Annotated in this window: 25 protein-coding genes; 22 read left to right on the forward strand and 3 right to left on the reverse strand. The window is 42.7% G+C overall.

The features are described 5' to 3' along the window. Positions 1-109 precede the first annotated feature (109 nt). From flhA to E5A76_RS05555, 12 genes are all read left to right on the forward strand, one after another. The gene (gene flhA / locus E5A76_RS05500; RefSeq protein WP_161118340.1) at positions 110-2,206 is read left to right on the forward strand and encodes a flagellar biosynthesis protein FlhA; all 2,097 of its coding nucleotides are present in this window, start codon (positions 110-112) and stop codon (positions 2,204-2,206) included. A 51-nt stretch (positions 2,207-2,257) separates the two neighbouring features. After that, positions 2,258-3,967: a flagellar biosynthesis protein FlhF gene (gene flhF / locus E5A76_RS05505; RefSeq protein ID WP_161118341.1), complete on the forward strand. Its 1,710-nt coding sequence runs from the start codon at positions 2,258-2,260 to the stop codon at positions 3,965-3,967. Then, positions 3,960-4,850 carry a MinD/ParA family protein gene (locus tag E5A76_RS05510; protein ID WP_008986462.1) on the forward strand — a complete coding sequence of 297 codons (891 nt, stop codon included), beginning with the start codon at positions 3,960-3,962 and terminating at the stop codon, positions 4,848-4,850. Before flhF ends, E5A76_RS05510 begins: the two co-directional genes overlap by 8 nt. Further along, a complete protein-coding gene (locus tag E5A76_RS05515; protein WP_043128981.1) occupies positions 4,843-5,565 on the forward strand; it encodes an RNA polymerase sigma factor FliA in 723 nt (240 codons plus the stop codon). The genes E5A76_RS05510 and E5A76_RS05515 overlap by 8 nt, the downstream gene beginning before the upstream one ends. Positions 5,566-5,628: 63 nt before the next feature. Beyond that, positions 5,629-6,000, forward strand: a complete 372-nt coding sequence (cheY, locus tag E5A76_RS05520) for a chemotaxis response regulator CheY (RefSeq protein ID WP_005370326.1) — start codon at positions 5,629-5,631, stop codon at positions 5,998-6,000. Positions 6,001-6,032: 32 nt separating this feature from the next. Continuing rightward, positions 6,033-6,752, forward strand: a complete 720-nt coding sequence (locus E5A76_RS05525) for a protein phosphatase CheZ (protein ID WP_161118342.1) — start codon at positions 6,033-6,035, stop codon at positions 6,750-6,752. 9 nt (positions 6,753-6,761) lie between these two features. Then, complete coding sequence (locus E5A76_RS05530) at positions 6,762-9,035, forward strand: chemotaxis protein CheA (protein WP_161118343.1); 2,274 nt, start codon at positions 6,762-6,764, stop codon at positions 9,033-9,035. Positions 9,036-9,094: 59 nt separating this feature from the next. Then, positions 9,095-10,267 carry a protein-glutamate methylesterase/protein-glutamine glutaminase gene (locus tag E5A76_RS05535; protein ID WP_161118344.1) on the forward strand — a complete coding sequence of 391 codons (1,173 nt, stop codon included), beginning with the start codon at positions 9,095-9,097 and terminating at the stop codon, positions 10,265-10,267. 10 nt (positions 10,268-10,277) lie between these two features. Beyond that, a complete protein-coding gene (locus E5A76_RS05540; protein ID WP_161118345.1) occupies positions 10,278-11,054 on the forward strand; it encodes a ParA family protein in 777 nt (258 codons plus the stop codon). Then, positions 11,047-11,997 carry a chemotaxis protein CheW gene (locus E5A76_RS05545; protein ID WP_161118346.1) on the forward strand — a complete coding sequence of 317 codons (951 nt, stop codon included), beginning with the start codon at positions 11,047-11,049 and terminating at the stop codon, positions 11,995-11,997. Before E5A76_RS05540 ends, E5A76_RS05545 begins: the two co-directional genes overlap by 8 nt. Before the next feature lie 24 nt (positions 11,998-12,021). Further along, complete coding sequence (locus tag E5A76_RS05550; RefSeq protein ID WP_008986469.1) at positions 12,022-12,516, forward strand: chemotaxis protein CheW; 495 nt, start codon at positions 12,022-12,024, stop codon at positions 12,514-12,516. Continuing rightward, positions 12,516-12,950, forward strand: a complete 435-nt coding sequence (locus E5A76_RS05555) for a DUF2802 domain-containing protein (RefSeq protein WP_161118347.1) — start codon at positions 12,516-12,518, stop codon at positions 12,948-12,950. Before E5A76_RS05550 ends, E5A76_RS05555 begins: the two co-directional genes overlap by 1 nt. A 3-nt stretch (positions 12,951-12,953) precedes the next feature. Here E5A76_RS05555 and E5A76_RS05560 read toward each other — a convergent pair whose 3' ends face one another. Further along, positions 12,954-13,262 carry an EscU/YscU/HrcU family type III secretion system export apparatus switch protein gene (locus E5A76_RS05560; protein ID WP_161118348.1) on the reverse strand — a complete coding sequence of 103 codons (309 nt, stop codon included), beginning with the start codon at positions 13,260-13,262 and terminating at the stop codon, positions 12,954-12,956. Positions 13,263-13,264: 2 nt separating this feature from the next. Further along, complete coding sequence (locus tag E5A76_RS05565; RefSeq protein WP_161118349.1) at positions 13,265-14,125, reverse strand: hypothetical protein; 861 nt, start codon at positions 14,123-14,125, stop codon at positions 13,265-13,267. Between the two features lie 115 nt (positions 14,126-14,240). On the opposite strand from E5A76_RS05565, the gene ccmA reads away from it, so the two are divergent. The 10 genes from ccmA (at position 14,241) to E5A76_RS05615 (ending at position 22,357) form a co-directional block, all read left to right on the forward strand. Beyond that, positions 14,241-14,891, forward strand: a complete 651-nt coding sequence (ccmA, locus tag E5A76_RS05570; RefSeq protein WP_053988515.1) for a cytochrome c biogenesis heme-transporting ATPase CcmA — start codon at positions 14,241-14,243, stop codon at positions 14,889-14,891. Positions 14,892-14,896: 5 nt separating this feature from the next. Next, positions 14,897-15,565 (forward strand): heme exporter protein CcmB, encoded by a 669-nt coding sequence (gene ccmB / locus E5A76_RS05575; protein WP_008986474.1) that lies wholly within the window; start codon positions 14,897-14,899, stop codon positions 15,563-15,565. Positions 15,566-15,715: 150 nt separating this feature from the next. After that, the gene (locus tag E5A76_RS05580; RefSeq protein WP_008986475.1) at positions 15,716-16,450 is read left to right on the forward strand and encodes a heme ABC transporter permease; all 735 of its coding nucleotides are present in this window, start codon (positions 15,716-15,718) and stop codon (positions 16,448-16,450) included. A gap of 7 nt (positions 16,451-16,457) precedes the next feature. Continuing rightward, complete coding sequence (gene ccmD, locus E5A76_RS05585) at positions 16,458-16,664, forward strand: heme exporter protein CcmD (protein WP_008986476.1); 207 nt, start codon at positions 16,458-16,460, stop codon at positions 16,662-16,664. Further along, complete coding sequence (gene ccmE, locus E5A76_RS05590; RefSeq protein ID WP_053988514.1) at positions 16,661-17,146, forward strand: cytochrome c maturation protein CcmE; 486 nt, start codon at positions 16,661-16,663, stop codon at positions 17,144-17,146. Before ccmD ends, ccmE begins: the two co-directional genes overlap by 4 nt. Next, entirely contained in the window at positions 17,143-19,125 is a 1,983-nt protein-coding gene (locus E5A76_RS05595; protein WP_053988513.1) for a heme lyase CcmF/NrfE family subunit, read from the forward strand. The genes ccmE and E5A76_RS05595 overlap by 4 nt, the downstream gene beginning before the upstream one ends. Beyond that, the gene (locus tag E5A76_RS05600) at positions 19,118-19,672 is read left to right on the forward strand and encodes a DsbE family thiol:disulfide interchange protein (protein ID WP_053988512.1); all 555 of its coding nucleotides are present in this window, start codon (positions 19,118-19,120) and stop codon (positions 19,670-19,672) included. Before E5A76_RS05595 ends, E5A76_RS05600 begins: the two co-directional genes overlap by 8 nt. Further along, entirely contained in the window at positions 19,672-20,187 is a 516-nt protein-coding gene (locus E5A76_RS05605) for a cytochrome c-type biogenesis protein (RefSeq protein ID WP_161118350.1), read from the forward strand. The genes E5A76_RS05600 and E5A76_RS05605 overlap by 1 nt, the downstream gene beginning before the upstream one ends. Beyond that, complete coding sequence (gene ccmI, locus E5A76_RS05610) at positions 20,184-21,482, forward strand: c-type cytochrome biogenesis protein CcmI (protein ID WP_161118351.1); 1,299 nt, start codon at positions 20,184-20,186, stop codon at positions 21,480-21,482. Before E5A76_RS05605 ends, ccmI begins: the two co-directional genes overlap by 4 nt. Positions 21,483-21,550: 68 nt before the next feature. Continuing rightward, positions 21,551-22,357, forward strand: a complete 807-nt coding sequence (locus E5A76_RS05615; RefSeq protein WP_053988509.1) for an MlaA family lipoprotein — start codon at positions 21,551-21,553, stop codon at positions 22,355-22,357. An 89-nt stretch (positions 22,358-22,446) separates the two neighbouring features. Here the strand turns inward: E5A76_RS05615 and E5A76_RS05620 are convergent. Continuing rightward, positions 22,447-23,461 (reverse strand): trypsin-like serine protease (locus E5A76_RS05620; RefSeq protein WP_161118352.1); only part of this gene is annotated, 1,015 nt, incomplete at its 5' end.

The raw sequence follows: 23,461 nt of genomic DNA on the forward strand, positions 1-23,461 counted from the left end.
ATGCATTCATGGTTCTTCGTCTTTATTAAATAATGGATTATTTAATGATCTTCTCTGTTAATAAAACGAACTCGAATACCAATAATAGAAGAATAGATCACTAGACAGAATGAAGCTCTCAATTCCTTTTGCAGACAAACTGCCATTAGCCAACTTAAAGTCGATGCCATCTATTGGCGCACCCGTTATGGTATTGGCAACCTTGGCGATGGTGGTATTGCCAATGCCACCATTGTTATTGGATATGACGTTTACCTTTAATATCGCCCTTTCTCTGGTGGTGTTGTTAGTAACTGTGTATACCCGCCGTCCGTTGGACTTTGCTGCATTCCCAACTGTTTTGCTTATCGCTACATTGTTACGTTTAGCACTTAACGTGGCCTCAACACGTGTGGTTTTACTTCATGGCCATGAAGGGCCAGATGCTGCTGGACAGGTAATTGATGCATTTGGCTCGGTAGTGATTGGTGGTAACTATGCGGTTGGTTTAGTGGTCTTCCTGATTTTGATGATCATTAACTTTATGGTTGTTACCAAAGGTGCAGGGCGTATTTCAGAAGTTAGTGCTCGCTTTACTCTTGATGCCTTACCGGGTAAGCAAATGGCAATTGATGCTGATTTAAACGCAGGTTTAATCGATCAAGAGCAAGCACGTACTCGTCGATTTGAAGTGACTAAAGAAGCGGACTTCTACGGCTCAATGGACGGTGCTTCTAAGTTCGTTAAAGGTGATGCCATTGCAGGTATTTTGATCCTATTTATCAACATCATTGGTGGTTTGATCATTGGTATGAGCCAACACGGTTTAACCTTTGGCTCTGCGATTGAAATCTATAGCCTGTTAACCATTGGTGATGGCTTGGTCGCACAGATCCCATCGCTATTACTTTCTATCGCTGCTGCGATGATGGTGACTCGTCAAAATACTGACGAGGACATGGGCCAGCAGATGTATTTCCAAATGTTTAATAACCCGCAAGCACTTATTATTACTGGGGTTATTTTATTTGTAATGGGTATCGTCCCGGGGATGCCTCATATTCCATTTCTTTTATTGGCAGCCATGATTGGTGCTGCTGCGTATTGGCGAGTGAAGAAAGATAAAGAAGCAGCATTGGTGGAGAAAGAGCCTGCTCCTACTGAGTTAGCGCCTACTCAGCCGTTAAAAGAGTTGTCATGGGACGATGTTCAGCCTGTCGATACAATTGGTTTAGAAGTGGGCTATCGTCTTATTTCTATGGTTGATAAAGATCAAGGTGGTGAGCTGCTTGAGCGTGTGAAAGGGGTACGTAAGAAACTATCGCAAGATTTTGGTTTCCTGATCCCTCCCGTACATATTCGAGATAACTTGGAGTTACCACCTAATAGTTACCGTATTAGCTTAATGGGCGTTGCCTGTGGTGAAGCCAATATTCACCCTAAGATGGATTTAGCCATTAACCCAGGGCAAGTGTTTGGTTCTATTGATGGTGAAATGACCACCGATCCAGCCTTTGGCTTAGAAGCGGTTTGGGTCCAAGACTCTCAGCGTGAACATGCACAAGCATTAGGCTATACCGTTGTTGACTCTGCCACAGTACTAGCAACGCATTTAAGCCAGTTATTAACCAATAATGCATCACAACTATTAGGCCATGAAGAAGTACAAAACCTATTAGAAATGTTAGGTCAAAGTGCGCCAAAACTGGTCGATGGTTTTGTACCCGATCAACTCCCATTGGGTGTGGTCGTGAAAGTGATGCAGAATTTGTTAAATGAAGCGATCCCGCTGCGTGATATTCGAACTATCGTCCAAACCTTGTCGGAGTATTCAAGCAAGAGTCAAGATCCTGACATTCTTACAGCAGCAGTACGTATCGGTTTGAAACGATTAATTTGCCAAGAAATCAATGGTATAGAGGTTGAGTTGCCAGTAATAACGTTAGTTCCTGAATTGGAACAAATATTGCATCAAACCATGCAATCCGCTGGTGGCGAATCTTCAGGTATTGAACCTGGCCTTGCTGAGCGTTTGCAGCGTTCATTAACGGAAGCCACACAGCAACAAGAATTGAAAGGTGAGCCTGCCGTATTACTTACTTCAGGTGTATTGCGTTCGACATTAGCTAAATTTGTTAAAAATACAATTCCAAGCCTGCGGGTGTTGTCGTATCAGGAAGTTCCTGATGAAAAACAAATTCGCATTGTGAATGCAGTGGGTAATTGATGTTAGTGGTTGTTGATGCGGCCTAAGCACTTTCTGACATAGGACGATATTTTGAAGATTAAACGATTTTTTGCCAAGGACATGAGGACGGCACTTAGCGAAGTCAAAGAAGAGCTTGGGCCTGATGCTGTCATTATGTCGAATAAGAAAGTCTCGGGTGGTGTTGAGATTGTTGCTGCTGTTGATGTAGATACAACCCCACAACCATCGAGTACTCATCACCGCTCTCGTGAAGAAGCGTCACAAGGTTTAAGTCAAGCAAGACGAAAACTGGCTGATGATAAGGTGCAGTTGAATCAGTCCACAGCGCAGAAGTTTGCTAGCGTGCTGCAAAATTATGCCTCATCACAAGAGCAAAAAGACCAACCAAGTGAAGTTGATTCATTAAGTGCATTGCTTGATCGCCAGTCTAAACTGCGTGAGCAAGGTGATAGCCATAGTTTGTATGGTGAATCTCACGGCTATCGTGAAGAAGAGGAAAGCATGTCGCGTCATTACCAACGCGATATGCAGCAGCCCCAAAAAGCAGGTGGCTATTCACGTTACGCTGATGCCTTTTATCCAGAAAATCAACCGCGTGATAACCGCTCATCAATGAATGGTAATGGCTCTTCATTTAAGCGTTATCAGCCAGAAACGAATAAACACAGCTTAGATATCGGTGATTACCGTCGCCCATCATCAAAGCAATATGAACGAGATTTATCGGTTGGTCGTGGTTTATTTGATAACCATGACAATGGGGTTAATGGACGCGATAAAGCATCACATAAGCCTCGCTTAGATCCAACTCGTTACGAATCGAAAGCTCAGCCAAGTCAAGATGAGCTAGATCAAGTGCGATCTGAAATGATCTCGATACGTCGTTTACTTGAACATCAACTATCAGGCTTGATGTGGCAAGAAGTCGAACGTCGTGAGCCAATGCGTGCCATGATGATAAAACGCCTAGAGAAAATGGGCTTATCAGAACAATTAGCCGATCAATTGGCTTGCTACATCCCTGAAGATATTCAGCCTAACGAAGCTTGGCCTGCATTACTCGATTTATTATCAGATCAAATCATCACAACCGATGATTGTATTTTAGAAAGTGGCGGTGTTGTTGCCCTATTAGGCCCAACAGGGGTTGGTAAAACCACCACCATTGCAAAATTAGCCGCACGTGCCGCAATGGAGTATGGCCCAGAGCAAATCGCCTTGGTAACGACAGATACTTATCGTATCGGTGCTCATGAGCAATTAGCAACGTATGGTCGAATTATGGGCTGTCCGGTAAGAGTTGCTAAAGATGCTGAAGAGCTTGCCGATATACTTCATCAGTTGCGCCATCGTCGCCTTGTATTGCTTGATACAGCAGGGATGGGACAACGTGATATCCGGCTATCTGAGCAGCTAGATACTTTAATGAAAAACAGCGGAGCGCATATTCGTAGCTACCTAGTGATGCCTGCAACATCACAGCGTCGAGTATTACAGGAAACCATTGAGCATTTCCGTCGTATTCCGTTATCTGGTTGTGTGCTGACCAAACTTGATGAGTCACTGAGCTTAGGTGAAATAATTTGTGTCGCAGTGCAAAACGCATTACCGATTGCTTATTTAGCCGATGGTCAGCGTGTCCCAGAAGATATAAAGATTGCATCGGGGAATTACTTAGTTTCACGAGCAAACGAATTATTGGAGTTAGAGATAAGCCAGCAATCACATTTCTGGTCTAGTGATAGTTCAGATAATAAGGCGGCAGATTATTATGATTGAGAGCAGAATGTACGATCAAGCAAGCGGTTTACGTCGAATGACTCAGCTAACATCAACAAAAGTGATCACGGTTACTGGCGGTAAAGGCGGAGTAGGTAAAACCAATGTGACACTGAATATGGCAATGTCGATGGCGCGTCAAGGTAAACGTGTCATGGTACTCGATGCCGATTTAGGTCTTGCGAATGTTGATGTGATGCTAGGTTTACGTGCTGGACGTAACTTATCTCATGTTCTTGCTGGTATCTGTGAACTGGAAGATATCATTATCGAAGGTCCATACGGTTTAAAAATTATTCCTGCCGCATCGGGTACCCAAAACATGGCTGAGTTAACGCCTGCACAACACGCAGGGTTAATTCGTGCTTTTGGTAACTTGCAAGATGATCTGGACTTCTTATTGGTTGATACCGCCGCTGGTATTTCAGATATGGTGCTGAGCTTTGCTCGCGCAGCGCAAGATGTATTAGTGGTTGTTTGTGATGAACCTACCTCGATCACTGACGCCTACGCATTGATCAAAATTTTAAGCCGTGAATACGATGTTCAGCGTTTTAAAATTGTGGCAAACATGGTGCGCAGTTACCGTGAGGGGCGTGAACTGTTTACCAAGCTGACGCGAGTTACTGAACGTTTCTTAGATGCAAATCTTGAATTAGTCGCTTGTATCCCTCTTGATGACAGCGTGCGCCAAGCGGTGAAACGTCAGAAAATTGTGGTTGAAGCTTTCCCACGAAGCCCGGCGGCATTGGCGTTAAATTCACTATCAACTAAAGCTATGACATGGCCAATTCCACACAACCCTGGTGGACATTTGGAGTTCTTTGTTGAGCGCTTACTTGTAAAACGTCCACAAGCCATGGAGGTGCCATATAGTGAATAAAGCGATGGCCTATGGCCAATATCAGCAAAGTCCACAAGCATTTATCGAACGTTACTCATCATTAGTTAAACGTATCGCGCATCATTTAATGGTGCGCTTACCACCTAGTGTGTTGGTAGAAGATTTAATTCAAGCAGGCATGATTGGCTTGCTTGAAGCCCAGCAAAATTATGATCCAACCAAAGGCGCAAGTTTTGAAACTTTCGCTGGTATTCGTATTCGTGGTGCGATGTTGGATGATATTCGTCGTGGTGACTGGGTTCCTCGCTCGGTATACAAAAATAGCCGAAAGATAAGTGAAGCTATTTCTCACCTTGAAAATGAATTAGGACGAGATCCAAACGACCAAGAAATTGCGCAATATCTCGATATGCCGTTAGAACAGTACCATCAAGCATTAAATGATGTTAATTGTGGACGATTAGTGGGTATTAGCGATCTTGGTGTGGCTGAAGATTCAGTAGCGAATGAAGAAAGTATTGAAGAAAATGCACCTTTTCAAGATGTTGCTGATGATAGCTTTCGAGCATCATTAGCAGAAGCTATCAAAACGCTACCTGAGCGTGAAGCCTTGGTGCTCTCACTTTATTACGACGAAGAGCTGAATTTAAAAGAAATTGGCGCAGTAATTGGTGTCAGTGAATCACGAATTTGTCAGATACACAGCCAAGCCATGCAACGATTACGTGCCAAATTAACAGCATGGACTGCTTAAGATTAATTATTTATAGAACTAGAAGAACGCTGGCTCTCAGTGGAGGCAAACTTGAATAAAAATATGAAAATCCTCATTGTTGATGACTTCTCAACAATGCGTCGTATTGTTAAAAACCTGCTGCGTGATTTAGGTTTTAACAACACGTTAGAAGCGGATGATGGATTAACGGCATTACCAATGCTTAAAAAAGGTGATTTTGATTTCGTGGTGACGGATTGGAATATGCCGGGTATGCAAGGTATCGATCTTCTTCGTCATATTCGTTCTGATGATCAACTAAAACACCTTCCTGTGCTTATGATCACAGCAGAAGCTAAGCGTGAGCAGATCATTGAAGCTGCACAAGCAGGTGTGAATGGTTACATTGTTAAGCCATTTACTGCTGCAACGTTAAAAGAAAAATTGGATAAAATTTTCGAGCGCTTACAGTAACCATCAGCTGCAAATAAGGATTATAACGAAGCATGATTTCACTGGAACAGGCAAAAGAGCTTGTCAGCTTGCTAGAAAATGGACAACAAGCTGAAGCAAATTCGCTTGTACAAACATTAGTTGCAGAAAGCCATGAACCAATGTTTGCTGAGGTGGGGAAAATCACTCGTCAGTTACATGATTCTTTGATTAATTTTCGTCTTGATCCTAGGATCAATGACTTAGCACGAAATGATATTCCTGATGCTCGTGATCGATTGCTTTATGTAATTGATAAAACGGAAGAAGCAGCCAATAAAACCATGGATGCCGTTGAAAGTACGCTACCCATTGCTGATCAATTGCATAATACCTTATTGCAAGTGCATCCTCAGTGGCAACGCTTAATGGCTGGCAAGATTGGCTTAAGTGAGTTTAAAGCGTTATGCCACGACATTGATTTACTGCTTGTTCAAGTGGAAGGTGATAGCTGCACGTTGCGTAATCATCTTACCGATATTCTGATGGCTCAGGATTATCAAGATCTTACTGGTCAAATTATTCGACGCGTGATTGAATTAGTACACGAAGTTGAAGATCGGTTAGTTGAAATTCTTAAAGCGTTTGGCATGGAGCAAGACTCGAAAACTGTGGTTGATGATAAAGCAGCAGCCTTAAAGCCTGAGGGGCCAATTATCAATCCAGAGCAGCGTAATGATGTGGTTGAATCACAAGATGACGTTGATGATTTACTTTCGAGTCTTGGATTTTAGGGGAAATTTATGAGCTTTGATTTAGACGAAGATATCCTGCAGGACTTTTTGATTGAAGCAGGTGAAATTCTTGAGTTGCTTTCAGAACAATTAGTAGAACTTGAACGAAGCCCTGACGATTCCGAGTTACTTAATGCGATTTTCCGTGGTTTTCATACGGTAAAAGGCGGTGCTGGTTTTCTTTCACTCACTGAGTTAGTGGATGCCTGTCATGGTGCGGAGAACGTGTTTGACTTGCTTCGTACTGGTAAACGTAGCGTCACTTCCGATTTGATGGACGTTATTTTAGAAGCGTTAGACTGTATTAACGTGATGTTCGAACAAGTGAAAGCCCATGAACCGCTTGATCGTGCCGAGCAACGCTTACTTGATGCGCTTCATTTCTATAGTCAACCACCTACAGTTGGCGAATCTGTAGCGCCCATAGCCAGCGAGCCGACGTCCTCTGAAAAAGTCCAAGAGCAGCCTGTTATCGTCAATGTTGAGCCTGAACCTGTTGTATCAGCGGCTGAAGACAGTGTAACCGCTGGTGATAGCGTTGATGATATGACGCAAGATGAATTCGAACGACTACTGGATGAATTACATGGCTCAGGTCAAGGTCCATCATCCGGTGCTTCTTCTGAATCAACAGCACAAGCTAATGTCACAGCACAAATTGAATTTGATAGCGGTGATATTACCGATGATGAATTTGAACGTTTATTAGATGAATTACACGGTTCAGGTAAAGGACCGGGCAATAGTCAGTATGCGTCAGCAACATCTACATCAGCGACACCTAGTGCTTCTGATAACACATCAACATCCACTGTACCTGATGATACTGGTGCAGGGGATAGTGATGATCTCATGACCGATGATGAATTTGAACGTTTGTTAGATGAGCTTCATGGAGTGGGTAAAGGTCCATCGCCTGAAGAGCAAGCGTTAGCAGCACAATCTGCAGCAAATAGTTTAACTGAGGTTGAAGCGCCAAAACCTGAGCCGGTTGTGAGAGCTGAGTCTACTCATCAGCAGATCACTACACCAACCTCAGCACCGGCTGCGCATCAACCGCCAGCAGAAAGAGTAGCTAAACCGGTTGCGGTAAAAGAAAAGGCCAAGCCGCAAGCTGAAGCGACAGTGCGTGTCGATACTTCTACTTTAGATACCATCATGAATATGGTGGGTGAATTGGTATTAGTACGTAACCGTTTAGTAAGCCTTGGTTTAAATACCAACGATGAAGAAATGTCGAAGGCAGTCTCTAACCTTGATGTTGTCACCGCTGATCTGCAAGGTGCGGTAATGAAAACCCGCATGCAGCCAATTAAGAAAGTCTTTGGTCGTTTCCCTCGCGTTGTACGTGATTTAGCACGTAGCTTAAATAAAGACATCGTCCTTGAAATGCGTGGTGAAGAGACTGACTTAGATAAGAACTTAGTGGAAGCGTTAGCCGATCCATTGGTTCACTTAGTGCGTAACTCGGTTGATCATGGTATTGAAATGCCAGATGTACGTGAACAGATCGGCAAGCCTCGTACCGGTACGGTTTTACTTTCTGCTTCTCAAGAAGGTGATCATATTTTGCTAACCATTGAAGATGATGGTGGCGGTATGGATGCTGAAAAACTACGAAGTATTGCTGTTGAACGTGGCGTGATGGATGCTGATTCTGCATCTCGTTTAACGGATAGTGAGGCATACAATCTCATTTTTGCACCAGGTTTCTCGACCAAAAAAGAAATCTCTGATATTTCTGGTCGTGGTGTTGGTATGGACGTCGTAAAAACCGGTATTAACCAGTTAAATGGTTCAATTCATATTGATTCTGTGCTCGGTAAAGGCACACGAATTGATATTAAAGTACCGCTGACGTTGGCAATATTACCGACCCTAATGGTGGGCGTGGGTGAGCAACCATTTGCTCTTCCATTGGCTAGCGTGAATGAGATCTTCCACCTTGATTTAAATAAAACCAACACCGTTGATGGTCAGCTTACGATCATTGTACGTGAGAAAGCGATCCCGTTATTCTATCTACAGGATTGGTTATCTGGCGTAACGGCTGGCGCGAAGAAAGATCGTGGTCATGGTCACGTGGTGATTGTTCAAATAGGGCATCAGCGTATCGGTTTTGTAGTTGATACCTTAATTGGTCAAGAAGAAGTGGTGATTAAACCACTTGATAGCTTGTTACAAGGTACACCGGGTATGGCAGGGGCAACCATTACCAGTGATGGTCATATCGCCTTGATCCTTGATGTACCAAGCCTGTTAAAACATTACGCAGGTCATTAATTTAAATAATAAAAAGGGGGCAATGACCCCCTTTAAGAGTTTCAACGGGATGAAGTGACATGGCAGTTAAAGTATTAGTAGTTGATGACTCAAGTTTTTTTCGTCGACGTGTGAGTGAAATCATTAATGCTGACAGTCGATTAGAAGTCGTTGGTAATGCAGTAAATGGCAAAGAAGCGGTTGAATTAGCGCAAAAGCTACAACCTGACGTGATCACCATGGATATTGAAATGCCTGTGATGGATGGCATAACGGCAGTCCGTGAGATCATGAAAGTTTCGCCAACCCCGATTTTAATGTTTTCATCACTGACGCATGATGGTGCAAAAGCAACGTTAGATGCGCTTGATGCGGGTGCACTTGATTTCTTACCGAAGAAATTTGAAGACATTGCTCGCAATCGTGATGAAGCGGTAGAGCTATTACAAAAACGTGTCGCAGAATTAGCACGTAAGCGTATTTTTATGCGAAGAAGTGCGGTTACTCGAGCTTCAACGCCAGCGAGTTCGTCATTAACAAGTAGTGTCTCTAAACCTTCTTCTTTGACTTCTCGTTTAAGTACAGAGCCAACGTCGTCGCTTGCATCAAGTCGAGCAATACCCGCTGCTCGTTCATCTGCAATAAAACCAGCATTACGCTTTAAAGCATCAGGGAAGAAGTATCAGATAGTTGCAATTGGTACTTCAACGGGAGGACCTGTCGCGCTGCAGAAAATATTAACTAAATTACCAGCAAACTTCCCATACCCCATTGTGCTAATTCAACACATGCCAGCGACTTTTACTGCGGCATTTGCTGCGCGTTTAGATCATCTTTGTAAGATCAGTGTGAAAGAAGCAGAAAATGGCGATGTATTAAAGCCGGGTACGGCTTATTTAGCCCCTGGTGGTAAGCAAATGATGCTGGATGGTCGACCAGGTGCTGCACGTTTACGTATCATCGATAGCGGTGAGCGTATGAATTATAAGCCTTGCGTTGATGTAACGTTTGGCTCAGCAGCCAAGGTATATCAAGATAAGGTGTTGTCCATGGTGTTAACTGGTATGGGCGCAGACGGGCGTGATGGCGCAAGAATGTTGAAAAATAGCGGCTCAACAATTTGGGCGCAAGATGAAGAAAGTTGTGTTGTATATGGAATGCCGCAAGCCGTTGCAAAAGCGGGGATTTCAAGTCATGACTTACCTTTAGATCGCATCGCTGAATGTATTTTAATTGAGCTAGGTTTACAGTGAGGATTCAAGGTTGATCGTTTGGAGTATTGCTAATCAAAAAGGTGGTGTTGGTAAAACAACAACAACCATTACATTAGCAGGCTTGCTGAGTGAGCAGAATAAGCGTGTCTTATTAGTCGATACCGATCCACACGCTTCTTTAACAACGTATTTAAATTTCGACTCAGAGCAAGTACCCGCTAGCTTATTTGATTTATTCCAACTATCAGAAGTCAATAAAGCCAGTGTAAAGCCTCTGATCTTAAATACAGCATTTAATAATATCGACATTATACCAGCTCATATGTCACTCGCTACCCTTGATCGCGTGATGGGTAACCGAAGTGGTATGGGGCTGATGCTGAAAAAAGCACTGCACAGTTTGGCAGATGAATACGATTATGTACTTATTGATTGTCCACCGATTTTAGGTGTGATGATGGTTAATGCATTAGCTGCAAGTAACCGTATTTTAATTCCAGTACAAACGGAATTTCTGGCGATGAAAGGCTTAGAGCGAATGATGCGAACTTTGCAGATCATGCAGCGTTCAAAACCGTCAGGCTTTAACGTTACTATAGTGCCAACGATGTACGACAAACGGACGCGGGCATCATTACAGACATTGCAAGAGTTAAAACATCGCTTTCCAGAGCAAGTGTGGGCATCTGCTATTCCGATCGATACTAAGTTTCGTGATGCCAGCATTAAGCATATGCCGCCATCATTGTACGCGCGCAGTTGTCGTGGTGTATTTGCGTATAAAACCTTATTGAAATATGTGGAACGGTTAGAAAATCATGCATAGTAAGCCACTATCTAGTGATCAGGCATTAGATGATTATTTCTTTGATTTGTTGGAAGAATCAAATGACGCTGCTGTGTCCACCGAAGTACAAGATTCTGCTTTACATATTGATAAGCCCGATATTGAAAAGATTGAAATAGCGGCTCCTGTTATTCAGCCTAAAATACAGTCAGTAGAGCCAAGTAAGCAGGTTGAAACTGATTATGTTGAACCATCAAAGCTGCAAGATATCGAACGTTTACTTAGTAGAGTCAATGAAATTGATATTGATGATATTCAACAAAATGTCGAGCCAATTGCAAATCAGCCACAAATAGAGCAAGAACAGCCTCAGATTGTCGTTGAAGAACTAACTTCTATTGAAGAGCTTAATGAAACCGAGATAGCTCAAGTTGAAGTGGTCGTTGAGATACCAACTGAAGTACCGACAGTTGAGACAGAGTTAGCACCATCAGCTAGTTTGATCCCGCCAGAGCAATGGACACATCATGGTACAGAGCAAGCCTTTCAAGCCTTGTTCTTTGAAGTTAACGGTGTGATGTTTGCGGTCGCATTAACAGAGTTAGGTGGTATACATCAGTTAGGTGAGTTAAACCGCTTGTTAGGACGCCCGTGTTGGTACCTTGGATTGCAATCAAGCCGAGAGCAAAAATTAGATGTTGTTGATACTGCGCGCTGGGTTATGCCTGAGAAGTTGATCGATGACGAGCATCGTGAGAATTATCGCTATATCGTTATGCTAGGTGAAAGCCAGTGGGGGCTTGCAAGCGATAAGCTACATGGTACCAAAATATTAGATGTTGATGATATTCGCTGGCGTGAAAAGGCAGGTAAACGTCCTTGGCTTGCGGGTATGGTAAAAGATAAAATGTGTGCGCTAATTCATGTTAATGCATTGATTGCAATGCTAAATAATGGGTTTGACGTAAATAGTATTGAGTAATTCAGGACCTTAAGAGGGAATAGCATGTCACAGGTAAATATCGCTGAGATCCAAAAAGACGGAGCGAATGATCAGGTTCTGCAATGGGTGACATTTCAGCTAGAAGATGAAACTTACGGCATTAATGTGATGCAAGTTCGTGAAGTTTTACGCTATTCAGAAATAGCACCAGTGCCAGGCGCACCTGATTACGTGCTGGGTATTATTAACCTACGTGGTAATGTGGTGACAGTTATTGATACCCGTTCACGCTTTGGTTTAATGCCTGGTGAGATTTCTGACAATACTCGAATTGTGATTATTGAAGCAGAGAAACAAGTTATTGGTATTCTTGTTGATAGTGTTGCTGAAGTCGTGTATCTACGTAGCTCAGAAATTGATAGTACGCCAAGTGTCGGTACAGAAGAGAGTGCGAAGTTCATTCAGGGGGTAAGTAACCGTGAAGGACAATTACTAATTCTGGTTGATCTTAACAAGCTGCTATCTGACGAAGAGTGGGATGAGATGGCGTACTTGTAATGAATACAGTTGTATTGCAGTGGTTACCGACGGGTATTTCTGTTTTAGCAGTCGTAATTTTTACTGTGTTATTACTTCGAGAGCGTAAAGCTCGACGTAATTTAGAAACGAAATTTGCAGCGATTGAAACAGTATTAAAAAATGCGCGATTGCAAAATGAGCGTTTAAGCAAAGAGTTCAATGAGCTGCGTGCAGGCACCATGGGCATGAGCCATAAATTGGCTGATATGTCACATCAATTAGAAGTGGTTGAAGATCGTCAGACTGAAATTATGATGAATGATCCAGAAGGTCGCTTGTATAGCCGAGCCAGTAAAATGGTAGAGCTTGGTGCTGATGTTCATGAACTGATGAATGAATGCGATTTACCAAAAGCTGAAGCCGAATTACTACTGCGTTTGCAGCAAACGATGCAAAAAAAACGTCGACGTTAAGATTCATACAACAACGTCAATATCTTCAAGCCCCTCCCAACCCGGAGGGGTTTTGCCGTTTAAGTACCATGAAAAAGCGATTAATTCCGCAATGATCAAATAGAGCTCTTGTGGGATCTCATCACCGATCTCAAAACTATTGAGATATTGTGCTAATACCGGATCTTGATGAATAAGCCCGCCTTGCTGTTTTACTTGTTCGATAATGTGTTCAGCCAATTGCTGGTGGCCTTTAGCTGTAATATAAGGTGTTTTTTCACCATTGTATTTCAAGGCAATGGCGCTTTTAGCGGTACTTTTATTTTTTTCCATCGTTAAACCTTGATATGCAGTCCTGTATGGGAAATATGTTCGGCTTCAATATCTGTGTTTAGCTGATGTTGAAAGCTTGGTGTTTCGCAGGTAATTCCAAGTTGGTTCATTCGAGCTAATAACAGGGGAGTCACTTTTTCTACCCGAGTTAGCAAAGCGATATTAGTGGTAGCAAATACAGTATTGAGGGCGCTATTTTTCCATTGCGCCGTAACATTCAAAATATCGATTGAACCAATAGGTAATGTCAATTTGACCGTCCAGCAGGAATTGATATTCTTATCAGCATTTGAGCTTGAATCATCGCTGTCTTTTTTTACTTTAATATCAATAAATTGCTCGTTACTTATTGGGTATTGAAGGTGAATGCTATTGCTTTCTTGCGCTCGCTGCGTTTCTGGGCCACGTTGTTCTCCAGCAAGGCGTAGCAAGGCTGTCACATCTTGTTGCTGGTCAAGGCTTAATGTTTTTAGCCATTGATTTAATGGGCTCTGTGGGTGTGATAGCTGTTGTAACAATTGTGCCAGTGGTTTTCTTTCGCCACCTTGTTGTAACCAAGCAATTAAACTTGCTTGATTATTGGGGGCGAAAAGTTGCTGAAAAATAGCATTCAAGTTATTTGGCAACGGTGTGGTTAATTTAGCTGTACCAGAGTTTAACGGGTTGAATAAAAGTGTAACTAAACGTTGCAAGCTGTTTATGGATAACAATAATTGCGGCAGTTGAGAAACAGGGTTTGATGCTTTTGTTTCTAAACTCGCCAATAATGGCGTTTGACGACCAATACTGCTTGCTTGCGGTTTGTCAGTTGGCGCAGCTTGAGGTGCATTGGGTGTGTGAGATGGTGTTGAATTAATGCGCATTTATTTCACATTTACTTACGTTCGTTAACCATGAATACGTCCGCAGTTTACCTAATTTAAGAGCCATTGTGGTATTATGCGGGCTGATTTGTAACACCTAGGATACATCATTTATATGTTGTCTGTAGCAGACTTAAGCTGCGTTCGTGACGAACGTTTATTGTTTGATGAACTTAGTTTCACAATCTCCAGCGGTGAGTTGGTTCAAATAGAAGGCCACAATGGTGCGGGCAAGACGACATTGCTACGTATTATTGCTGGTTTAGGCCGTGCTGATAGTGGGCAAGTATTTTGGAATCAAGAAGATATTCATACCGCCCGTGAAGACTATCATCAAGAACTTCTTTTTCTTGGACACCAAACAGGCGTTAAGCGTGAACTTACAGCCTTTGAGAACTTGGCTTTCTTTCAAGCAATGCATAAATGCAATGAAGGCTCAGATCTCAAGGGTTCGCCAAAGGTCACCGGTGATGATGCATTATGGCAAGCACTCGCTCATGTGGGGTTAGCGGGGCGTGAGGATGTGCCTGCTGGGCAGTTATCAGCAGGTCAACAACGCCGTGTAGCATTAGCGCGTTTATGGTTGAGTAATCATAAGTTATGGGTGCTTGATGAGCCTTTAACAGCGATTGATAAGCAAGGGGTAAAGGTACTTGAAAACCTGTTTCTGTCCCATGTTGAGCGTGGTGGCATGGTGTTATTAACCACTCACCAAGATATGTTTACCGACAGTAATCACTTAAGAAAAATTAAGTTAGGGCAGTGATCACTATGCTCAATTCTATTATTCAAATCATTCGTCGTGAGCTGTTAATTGCCTTTCGTCGTCGTGCCGATGTCATGAACCCGTTGTGGTTCTTCATTATTGTGATCACCCTGTTTCCATTAGGTATTGGACCAGAGCCAAAACTGTTAGCACGTATTGCACCGGGGATCATCTGGGTTGCGGCTTTACTTGCGGCATTGTTGTCGATGGAACGTTTATTCCGTGATGATTATGCAGATGGCTCACTTGAGCAAATGCTATTGATGCCAACGCCATTGGCGGTGTCTGCGTTTGCTAAGATGGTCGCTCATTGGTTATTGACTGGATTACCTCTGATTATTATTAGCCCATTACTGGCGATTTTATTATCACTGAACTGGGATACTTGGGTAGCGGTTGTATTAACCCTATTGGTTGGTACCCCAACATTGAGCTTTTTAGGCGCAATTGGTGTCGCTTTAACGGTTGGATTACGAAAAGGTGGCGTTTTGTTGAGCTTGCTCATATTACCGTTATACATACCTGTGCTTATATTCGCGACCTCAGCGATAGAAGCGGCAGGCTTAGGGATGGCATATAACGGTCAATTAGCCTTAATGGCAGCTATGTTGGTGGCATCAGTCACACTGGCACCGTTTGCTGTGGCGGCATCGCTGCGTATTAGCGTTAACTAATGAAATAAGTGGGAGTGGTATCACTCTCACTTTTGTTTTCCCTTTAGGGCAAAACTGATTATGTCGAATGGCTGTCATACCTGACTCGCAATTGTGACTGATTTCGACGTTAAAGACGTATTTATAACTATACAAAGAGTAGAGAGCATTATGTGGAAGTGGTTACATCCCTACGCTAAAGCCGAGAATACCTATCGCCTGTGCGGTAAGTTGCTACCTTGGTTTTCCATCATTAGCTTAATTTCCATTATTGTTGGATCGATTTGGGGCTTAATGTTTGCACCAACCGATTACCAGCAAGGGGATAGCTTTAGAATAATTTACCTGCACGTTCCTGCGGCAATTTGGTCTATGGGGGCTTATGTATCTATGGCAATTGCCGCTTTTATCGGGCTAGTGTGGCAAATCCGTCTGTCTGATATGGCAGCGGCTGCAATGGCACCGATTGGCGCTGTGTTTACTTTTATTGCGCTGATCACGGGTGCAATTTGGGGGAAACCAATGTGGGGCACATGGTGGGTATGGGATGCTCGCCTAACTTCTGAATTGATCCTGCTATTTTTATACCTTGGTGTGATGGCGCTATATAACGCATTTGACGATCACAAAACTGCAGCAAAAGCGGCGGGTATTTTGGCGATTGTTGGTGTGATTAATATTCCAATCATTCACTTCTCTGTGGAATGGTGGAACACCCTGCACCAAGGCGCAACCATTACTAAATTTGCTAAGCCTTCAATGTCTACCGACATGTTATGGCCGCTACTGATTAATATTATTGGTTTTGCGTGTTTCTTTGGTGCTGTCACCATGATCCGTTTACGCAATGAAATTCTTATCCGCGAAAGTCACCGCCCTTGGGTGCGTGAATTAGTGAACAAGTGAGGTCGGTATGCATTTTGATTCTATGAGCGACTTTTTTGCCATGGGCGGCTATGCAGCATATGTGTGGAGCTCATTCGGCATTTCATTTATCGCAATGCTATGGATCCTTTTTTCAAGTATGGCAACACAGCGTCGTTTATTAGGTGATATTAAAAATAAAATGGCGCGTGAAGAACGTATTAAAGAAGCGAAGAAACTGGAGAACACGCTATGACCCCAAGACGTAAAAAGCGTCTAGCCTTAGTGTTAGCGTTAGTGCTAGGCCTTGGTGCAACTGTTGGCTTAGTGCTGTATGCGTTAAACCAAAATATGGATCTGTTCTATACCCCGACAGAGCTGATAAATGGTAAGCCTGATGGTACAAAACCTGAAGTCGGCCAGCGTTTACGTATCGGTGGTATGGTGGTGAAGGGTTCGGTAAAACGTGATCCAGAATCGCTTCGTGTTAGTTTCCAAGTGGCTGATACTGGCCCTGCGGTAACAGTAACTTACGATGGTATCCTGCCAGATCTTTTCCGTGAAGGTCAGGGTATTGTGGCGCAAGGTGTGCTGGTTAACCCGACAACAGTGAAAGCACACGAAGTGTTGGCGAAGCATGATGAAAACTACATGCCGCCTGAAGTTGCTGAAGCAATGAAGAAAAATCACTCAAAACTTCAATATACTGAAGAACAACTACAAGGTAGTGCTCAATGATCCCTGAAATAGGCCATTTTGCCCTTATTGCTGCCCTTGCTTTATCGGTACTGGTCAGTATTTATCCGCTATATGGTGCTGCAGTTGGTAACCAAGCAATGATGCGTATGGCTCGTCCATTGTCATACGGTATCTTTGCTTTCTTATCACTGTCTTTTGTTATCTTATGTTGGTCGTTCTATAGCAATGACTTTACTGTTGCGTATGTAGCAAGCAACTCAACAAGCTTACTGCCATGGTACTACCGTATTACGGCGGTATGGGGTGCGCACGAAGGCTCGCTACTGTTATGGGTGTTGATCCAAGCGGGTTGGGCGACAGCGGTTGCTCGTTTTAGTCGTGGTATGCCTCTTGAGTCGGTTGCACGTGTACTTTCTGTGATGGGTATGATTGCGGTAGGTTTCCTACTATTTATCATCATTACTTCTAACCCATTCTTACGTACGCTTCCGGTATTCCCTGTTGAAGGCCGTGACTTAAATCCACTATTGCAAGATCCGGGTCTGATCATTCACCCGCCAATGCTCTACATGGGTTACGTAGGCTTCTCAGTTGCCTTCTCTTTTGCGATTGCATCACTGATGACAGGTCGTCTAGATACTGCATGGGCTCGTTGGTCTCGTCCTTGGACAATTGCTGCATGGGCATTCCTAACTGTTGGTATCGCACTAGGTTCTTGGTGGGCTTACTACGAACTAGGTTGGGGCGGCTGGTGGTTCTGGGATCCAGTAGAAAACGCATCATTTATGCCTTGGTTGGCAGGTACAGCGCTAATGCACTCGCTATCAGTAACTGAGAAGCGCGGCACATTTAAAGCATGGACTGTACTGCTTGCGATCTCTGCATTCTCATTAAGCTTGCTAGGTACTTTCCTTGTCCGTTCTGGCGTACTGGTATCGGTTCACGCTTTCGCCTCCGATCCAGCACGTGGTATGTTTATCCTTGGTTTCCTAGTAGTGGTGATCGGTGGCTCTTTGCTACTGTACGCACTACGTGGTGGTCAGATTCGCTCCCGTGGTAATTACAGCCTGTTCTCTCGTGAGAACCTATTACTTGCCAACAATATCTTATTGGTTGCAGGTTTAGTGGTCGTACTTATCGGTACACTATTACCGTTAGTGCACAAGCAAATTGGTTTAGGCTCAGTTTCTATCGGTGTGCCTTTCTTCAATACGCTATTTACATGGTTAATGGTGCCATTTGCGTTCATTCTTGGTATCGGTCCGCTAGTTCGCTGGAAGCGTGATAACTTGGCAAATGTTCGCAAGCCAATGATTATTTCTGCATTGATCACTGTACCACTGTCATTCCTACTGATTTACTTCACTGCAAGTGTAGTAGAGCCGCTAGCGGTACTAGGTATGATGATGGCGATTTGGATCATCGTGATGCATGGCTTTGAGCTATACCAACGTGCAACTCACCGTCACACACTCTTTGAAGGTCTAGGTAAACTAGGTCGTAGTCACTGGGCAATGGTGTTAGGTCACTTAGGTTTAGCGATTTCAATCATCGGTATTACATTAGTATCAAACTACGATATCGAGCGTGATTTACGTCTAGCACCGGGTCAATCTGTAAATGTGAAAGGCTATGACTTCCACTTTGCGGGTCTGCGTGATGCGGATGGTCCTAACTACGATGGTTACATTGCAGATTTCAACATTAGTCGTCGTGGTATTAACGTGACCACGCTACATGCTGAAAAACGTTTCTACAGCGTTGCTGGCTCAATGATGACGGAAGCGGCAATCGACAGTGGTATTACTCGTGACCTTTATGTGGCAATGGGTGAGAAGCTAGGCGATGGCGCATGGGCAGTACGTATTTACTACAAACCATTTGTTAACTGGATGTGGGCGGGTGCGTTGTTAATGGCACTGGGTGGTGCATTAGCGATCAGTGATAAGCGTTACCGTTTTCGTAAACCTGCAACCAAGCACGATAAATCGGCAGAGGCAAAATTAACGCATGAATAAGAAATTACTCTTTATTCCATTAGTTCTGTTTATTGCATTGGTGATCATGTTCATGGTGCAGTTAACACGTAATGCTGATGGTGATGATCCAACAAAACTAGAATCGGTATTGGTGGGTAAACCTGTACCGACCTTTAAATTAGAAGATCTATTCCAACCTGGAAAAGAGTATCAGCAAACGATTTTCAAAGGTGAGCCTTTACTATTAAACGTATGGGCGACTTGGTGTCCGACATGTTATGCCGAGCATCAATACCTTAATACGTTAGCTAAACAAGGCGTGAAGATCATTGGTCTTAACTACAAAGATCAGCGTGATAAAGCGATCGGTTGGTTAACTGAATTGGGTAATCCTTACCTTCATACACTGTACGATGGTAATGGCATGTTAGGTATGGACCTTGGTGTATACGGTGCGCCAGAAACGTTCTTGATTGATGCTAATGGTATCATTCGTTACCGCCATGTCGGTGATGTGAATCCTGAGAACTGGAAAGACACATTAGAGCCGTTATACAACAAGCTAAAAGCGGAGGCAAAAAGCTAATGAAACGTTTATTTGCCATGGTTATCGCGGCGACTATCGCGCTAACAGCTGCATTACCAGCATTTGCATCAATTGATGTTTATGACTTTAAAAATGCAGAGCAAGAAAAGCAGTTTCAAGAGTTAACTGCCACGCTACGTTGTCCTAAGTGTCAGAACAATAATATTGCCGATTCTAATGCAACACTGGCGCAAGACATGCGCCAGAAAACCTTCGAGTTATTACAAGAAGGCAAAAGCAGTCAGCAAATTATTGATTATATGATTGCCCGTTACGGTAATTTCGTGACTTACAATCCACCAATGACGGCATCAACGGCGATCCTATGGGTTGGTCCAATTCTGTTTATTGTGATTGGTTTTACTGTATTGGTTTATCGTTCACGCAAGAACGGTGAAAAAGTAGAAGAGACACAATTAGATGCAGCGGAAGCGGCGCGTTTAAAAGCCCTGCTTGCCGAAATGGAACAGCAAGATGCTGAAAGTGTTGATACTCAATCAAAGGTAAATAAATGACACTGTTTTGGATTATAACTGCTGTCTTAGTGCTTATTGCGATGGCATTTTTTGCAATACCTATGTTGTATGGCAAAGAGTATGACGACGTAGCAAGTCGAGATGAATTAAATAAAGCATTCTTTAAAGATCGTATTCATGAGCTTGAACACGAATCTGAAGAAGGTTTGGTTGAGAATCGCCAAGAATTAGTTTCTGAGCTGCAACAGTCATTACTTGATGACTTACCTCAAGGTGAAGTGAAGAAATCAGTACATGTCAGTCCTGCAATGTTACTTCCGGGTATCATTTTAATTGTGGGTATTTGTTATGGTATGTACGCTTCTGTTGGCGGTATTAAAAAGGTTGAAGATTGGCATGATGCGGTGAATCGTCTACCTGAGCTATCCAAGCGTTTACTTGGCGATAATGCGGCGAATGAACCGTTATCAGATCAAGATATGGCAGATCTAACGCTAGCGCTACGTACGAAATTGCATGACGATGGTGACGATCCTATGGGTTGGTTACTACTAGGTCGTATTGCAATGTCGAACCGTGATGGCGAAACCGCTGAAATGGCAATGAAGCGTGCTTATGATCTTAACCCGATGGATAGTGATATCCAGCTAGGTTATGCACAGTCACTCATGCTAAGTGGTAAACCGGGTGCAAGTGATACAGCTCGTCAATTGCTACGTGCAGTGATTAAACATGATCACACTAATACCCAAGCGTTATCATTATTGGCGTTTGATGCATTTGAGCAGAATCAATTCAAACAAGCGATTGCTTACTGGACCATGATGAAGAAACTGATTGGCCCGAATGATTCACGTGTTCCTATGCTAGATCGCAGTATTGAACGAGCACAATCACGTTTAGATGCTGATAACAAAGCAATGGCGATTGTTAATGGTGCAGAAGCCGCTGGTGCAGTCAAAGCAGACGCAACACCTAAAGCTGATGTAGAACAAGTGAAGCAGCAAGTAACAGCAACCATTTCACTGGCACCAGATGTTGTGATGCCAAAGCAAGGTGACATTATTATCTCGGTACACAGTGCTGATGGTGCACCAATGCCAATCGCTGCTGTGAAACTGCCGTTAACAACGAAGTTCCCATTAACCATAACGCTTACAGATAAAGACAGCATGATGCCGCAGCGCAAGCTATCGTCGTTATCTGAAATGCTGATTCGTGCGCGAATTGATAGTGATGGTAATGTAATGACTAAACAAGGTGACTGGTATGGCGAAAGCCAGAAAGTCATGCTTGGTGGTGATACAAAAGTATTAATTAATAAACAATATTAATTCAATACTGGAACAAACGGAGCAGGCTGGATATCATTATCCAGCCTGCTTTTTATTGGATATGTGTTTTGAATAAAAATTTACTACTTATAATTGCGCTCTCGCTCGGGATCATCGGCTGTGCACAAACACCGGATGAACCGTCAGATCACATTGTTTCTAGCAATATTTCTGATCACATAGATGCAGATAGTAGCAATGATAATAACGGTGTATATGACCCATTTGAGGGTTTTAACCGCGCAATGTGGAATTTGAATTACAATTATCTGGATCCATACATTGCTCGACCTGTATCAGTAGCTTACGTTGATTACACGCCAAAGCCTGTTCGCAAAGGCATCATGAATTTCTTATCGAATTTAGATGAGCCAGCGAGCATGGTGAATAGTATTCTGTCGTTAAATGGCAAAGAAGCCGTTACCCATTTTAATCGCTTTTGGATCAACACCATTTTTGGCTTGGGTGGCTTAATTGATATTGCGTCTGCTGCTGATATTAATAAACCGAACGAACGTCGTTTTGGTGATACGTTAGGTTACTATGGTGTACCTAATGGTCCTTATTTAATGTTACCGTTCTATGGCCCTGTGACTTTCCGTGGCTTTGGTGATTCGGCAGATCAGCTTTACCCTATGTTAGGTTTACTTAATTTCTGGGAAGGGTTAGGTAAGTGGTTATTTGAAGGTATGGAAGATCGCGCAGCATTAGTGCAGCAAGAAGCTATGCTTGAGAATTCTCCTGATCCTTATGTCTTTACACGTGATGCGTATATTCAATATAAAGACTTTATTGCTACATATGGTGAAGATCAGCCTGCTCAGAAAGCAGATAACTTTGATGATAGTTACCTTGATGAAATCGATGGCGATTAAATAATACCGCCATTAATTGATAATAAAAAAGACCTCTTTGAGAGGTCTTTTTTATATCTGCATTAAGAGTAAGTCGTAATAATTAGATATTAGTGTCTAACTTTTCTACGAAATAAAATAATGAACAGTAGCGAAAGTAAAGCTGATAAATTAAAAGCACCACCACCGCCACCATTGTTATCGGTAATAATTGGATCAGGCTTATCGTTATTATCTTTTCCTGTACTATTATTTTCGATATCAGGGTTAATAATAATTTGCTCTGTTGGTGATAATACTAAAGTCCCTTCATTACCTTGGCTATTAATCACATAAGTACAGGTATTAAATGGGTGAATATTACCTTGCATGCATGTTGATTGTGCAACATCGAGCGTGATATCACCGTCAGCATAGGCTTGATCAATCACGTCATCTTGGTGAAGACTTTGTAACGTAATGACTTTTTGACCTTTAACATTAGAAATCAATGTTGGATAATTCCAGCCATTGACAGTGTTTAGAATAAAATCTTTTGCACTCGCTATTGTTGTTCCACGGTATAACTCACCTTCGATACCTTGATGTACAGCGACAATTTGGTTTTTAGCATTGATATAAGGGGCTCCAGAGTCACCTGCAACTAAGGTTCCATTCCCTTTTAGTACCACACTTTTTACTATCGGAGTCTGTTCATTCGATTGTGATGTTATGATCAACGGAACTTTGCTTACTTGTTCACTATTACTGTCATAGCCATAAATATTAATATCTTGGTTTGAATAATTAGGCTTTATCGATAATGGTGTAATTTGATTAAATGGTGCCGTTGCACTGAGTTTCCAAAGTGCAATATCAATACTTTCATTATGGTAGTAGGGACTATCATCATAATTTATTTGCTCTTCAACCAATATACGATGATCTTCATAAGTACTAATAACAGGTAATGTTTTGCCAGAACAATGCTGAGCAGTTAATAGCCATTTTCCCGCAATTAAATTTCCCGTACATTTATTTGTTGTGGTTTGAATAATTGTTTGGTGTTGTGTATTTAATACATTTTTACCATTTTCAATAGCAAAAGCCTGACTTGTTAACAACGTAGTTAACACTAATAAATAT

Source organism: Photobacterium lucens (genome assembly GCF_009873615.1).
Lineage (GTDB): Bacteria > Pseudomonadota > Gammaproteobacteria > Enterobacterales > Vibrionaceae > Photobacterium > Photobacterium lucens.

What these genes read in the sequence shown, in the direction of transcription:
- E5A76_RS05595 (WP_053988513.1), top strand. Translation starts at nt 17,143, where the DNA reads ATGATCCCTGAAATAGGCCATTTTGCCCTTATTGCTGCCCTTGCTTTA.
- E5A76_RS05525 (WP_161118342.1), top strand. Translation starts at nt 6,033, where the DNA reads ATGATTTCACTGGAACAGGCAAAAGAGCTTGTCAGCTTGCTAGAAAAT.
- cheY (WP_005370326.1), top strand. Translation starts at nt 5,629, where the DNA reads ATGAAAATCCTCATTGTTGATGACTTCTCAACAATGCGTCGTATTGTT.
- E5A76_RS05560 (WP_161118348.1), bottom strand. Translation starts at nt 13,262, where the DNA reads ATGGAAAAAAATAAAAGTACCGCTAAAAGCGCCATTGCCTTGAAATAC.
- E5A76_RS05550 (WP_008986469.1), top strand. Translation starts at nt 12,022, where the DNA reads ATGTCACAGGTAAATATCGCTGAGATCCAAAAAGACGGAGCGAATGAT.
- E5A76_RS05580 (WP_008986475.1), top strand. Translation starts at nt 15,716, where the DNA reads ATGTGGAAGTGGTTACATCCCTACGCTAAAGCCGAGAATACCTATCGC.
- E5A76_RS05605 (WP_161118350.1), top strand. Translation starts at nt 19,672, where the DNA reads ATGAAACGTTTATTTGCCATGGTTATCGCGGCGACTATCGCGCTAACA.
- ccmI (WP_161118351.1), top strand. Translation starts at nt 20,184, where the DNA reads ATGACACTGTTTTGGATTATAACTGCTGTCTTAGTGCTTATTGCGATG.
- E5A76_RS05530 (WP_161118343.1), top strand. Translation starts at nt 6,762, where the DNA reads ATGAGCTTTGATTTAGACGAAGATATCCTGCAGGACTTTTTGATTGAA.
- E5A76_RS05510 (WP_008986462.1), top strand. Translation starts at nt 3,960, where the DNA reads ATGATTGAGAGCAGAATGTACGATCAAGCAAGCGGTTTACGTCGAATG.
- ccmB (WP_008986474.1), top strand. Translation starts at nt 14,897, where the DNA reads ATGCTCAATTCTATTATTCAAATCATTCGTCGTGAGCTGTTAATTGCC.
- E5A76_RS05600 (WP_053988512.1), top strand. Translation starts at nt 19,118, where the DNA reads ATGAATAAGAAATTACTCTTTATTCCATTAGTTCTGTTTATTGCATTG.
- ccmA (WP_053988515.1), top strand. Translation starts at nt 14,241, where the DNA reads ATGTTGTCTGTAGCAGACTTAAGCTGCGTTCGTGACGAACGTTTATTG.
- E5A76_RS05565 (WP_161118349.1), bottom strand. Translation starts at nt 14,125, where the DNA reads ATGCGCATTAATTCAACACCATCTCACACACCCAATGCACCTCAAGCT.
- E5A76_RS05535 (WP_161118344.1), top strand. Translation starts at nt 9,095, where the DNA reads ATGGCAGTTAAAGTATTAGTAGTTGATGACTCAAGTTTTTTTCGTCGA.
- ccmE (WP_053988514.1), top strand. Translation starts at nt 16,661, where the DNA reads ATGACCCCAAGACGTAAAAAGCGTCTAGCCTTAGTGTTAGCGTTAGTG.
- ccmD (WP_008986476.1), top strand. Translation starts at nt 16,458, where the DNA reads ATGCATTTTGATTCTATGAGCGACTTTTTTGCCATGGGCGGCTATGCA.
- E5A76_RS05555 (WP_161118347.1), top strand. Translation starts at nt 12,516, where the DNA reads ATGAATACAGTTGTATTGCAGTGGTTACCGACGGGTATTTCTGTTTTA.
- E5A76_RS05545 (WP_161118346.1), top strand. Translation starts at nt 11,047, where the DNA reads ATGCATAGTAAGCCACTATCTAGTGATCAGGCATTAGATGATTATTTC.
- flhA (WP_161118340.1), top strand. Translation starts at nt 110, where the DNA reads ATGAAGCTCTCAATTCCTTTTGCAGACAAACTGCCATTAGCCAACTTA.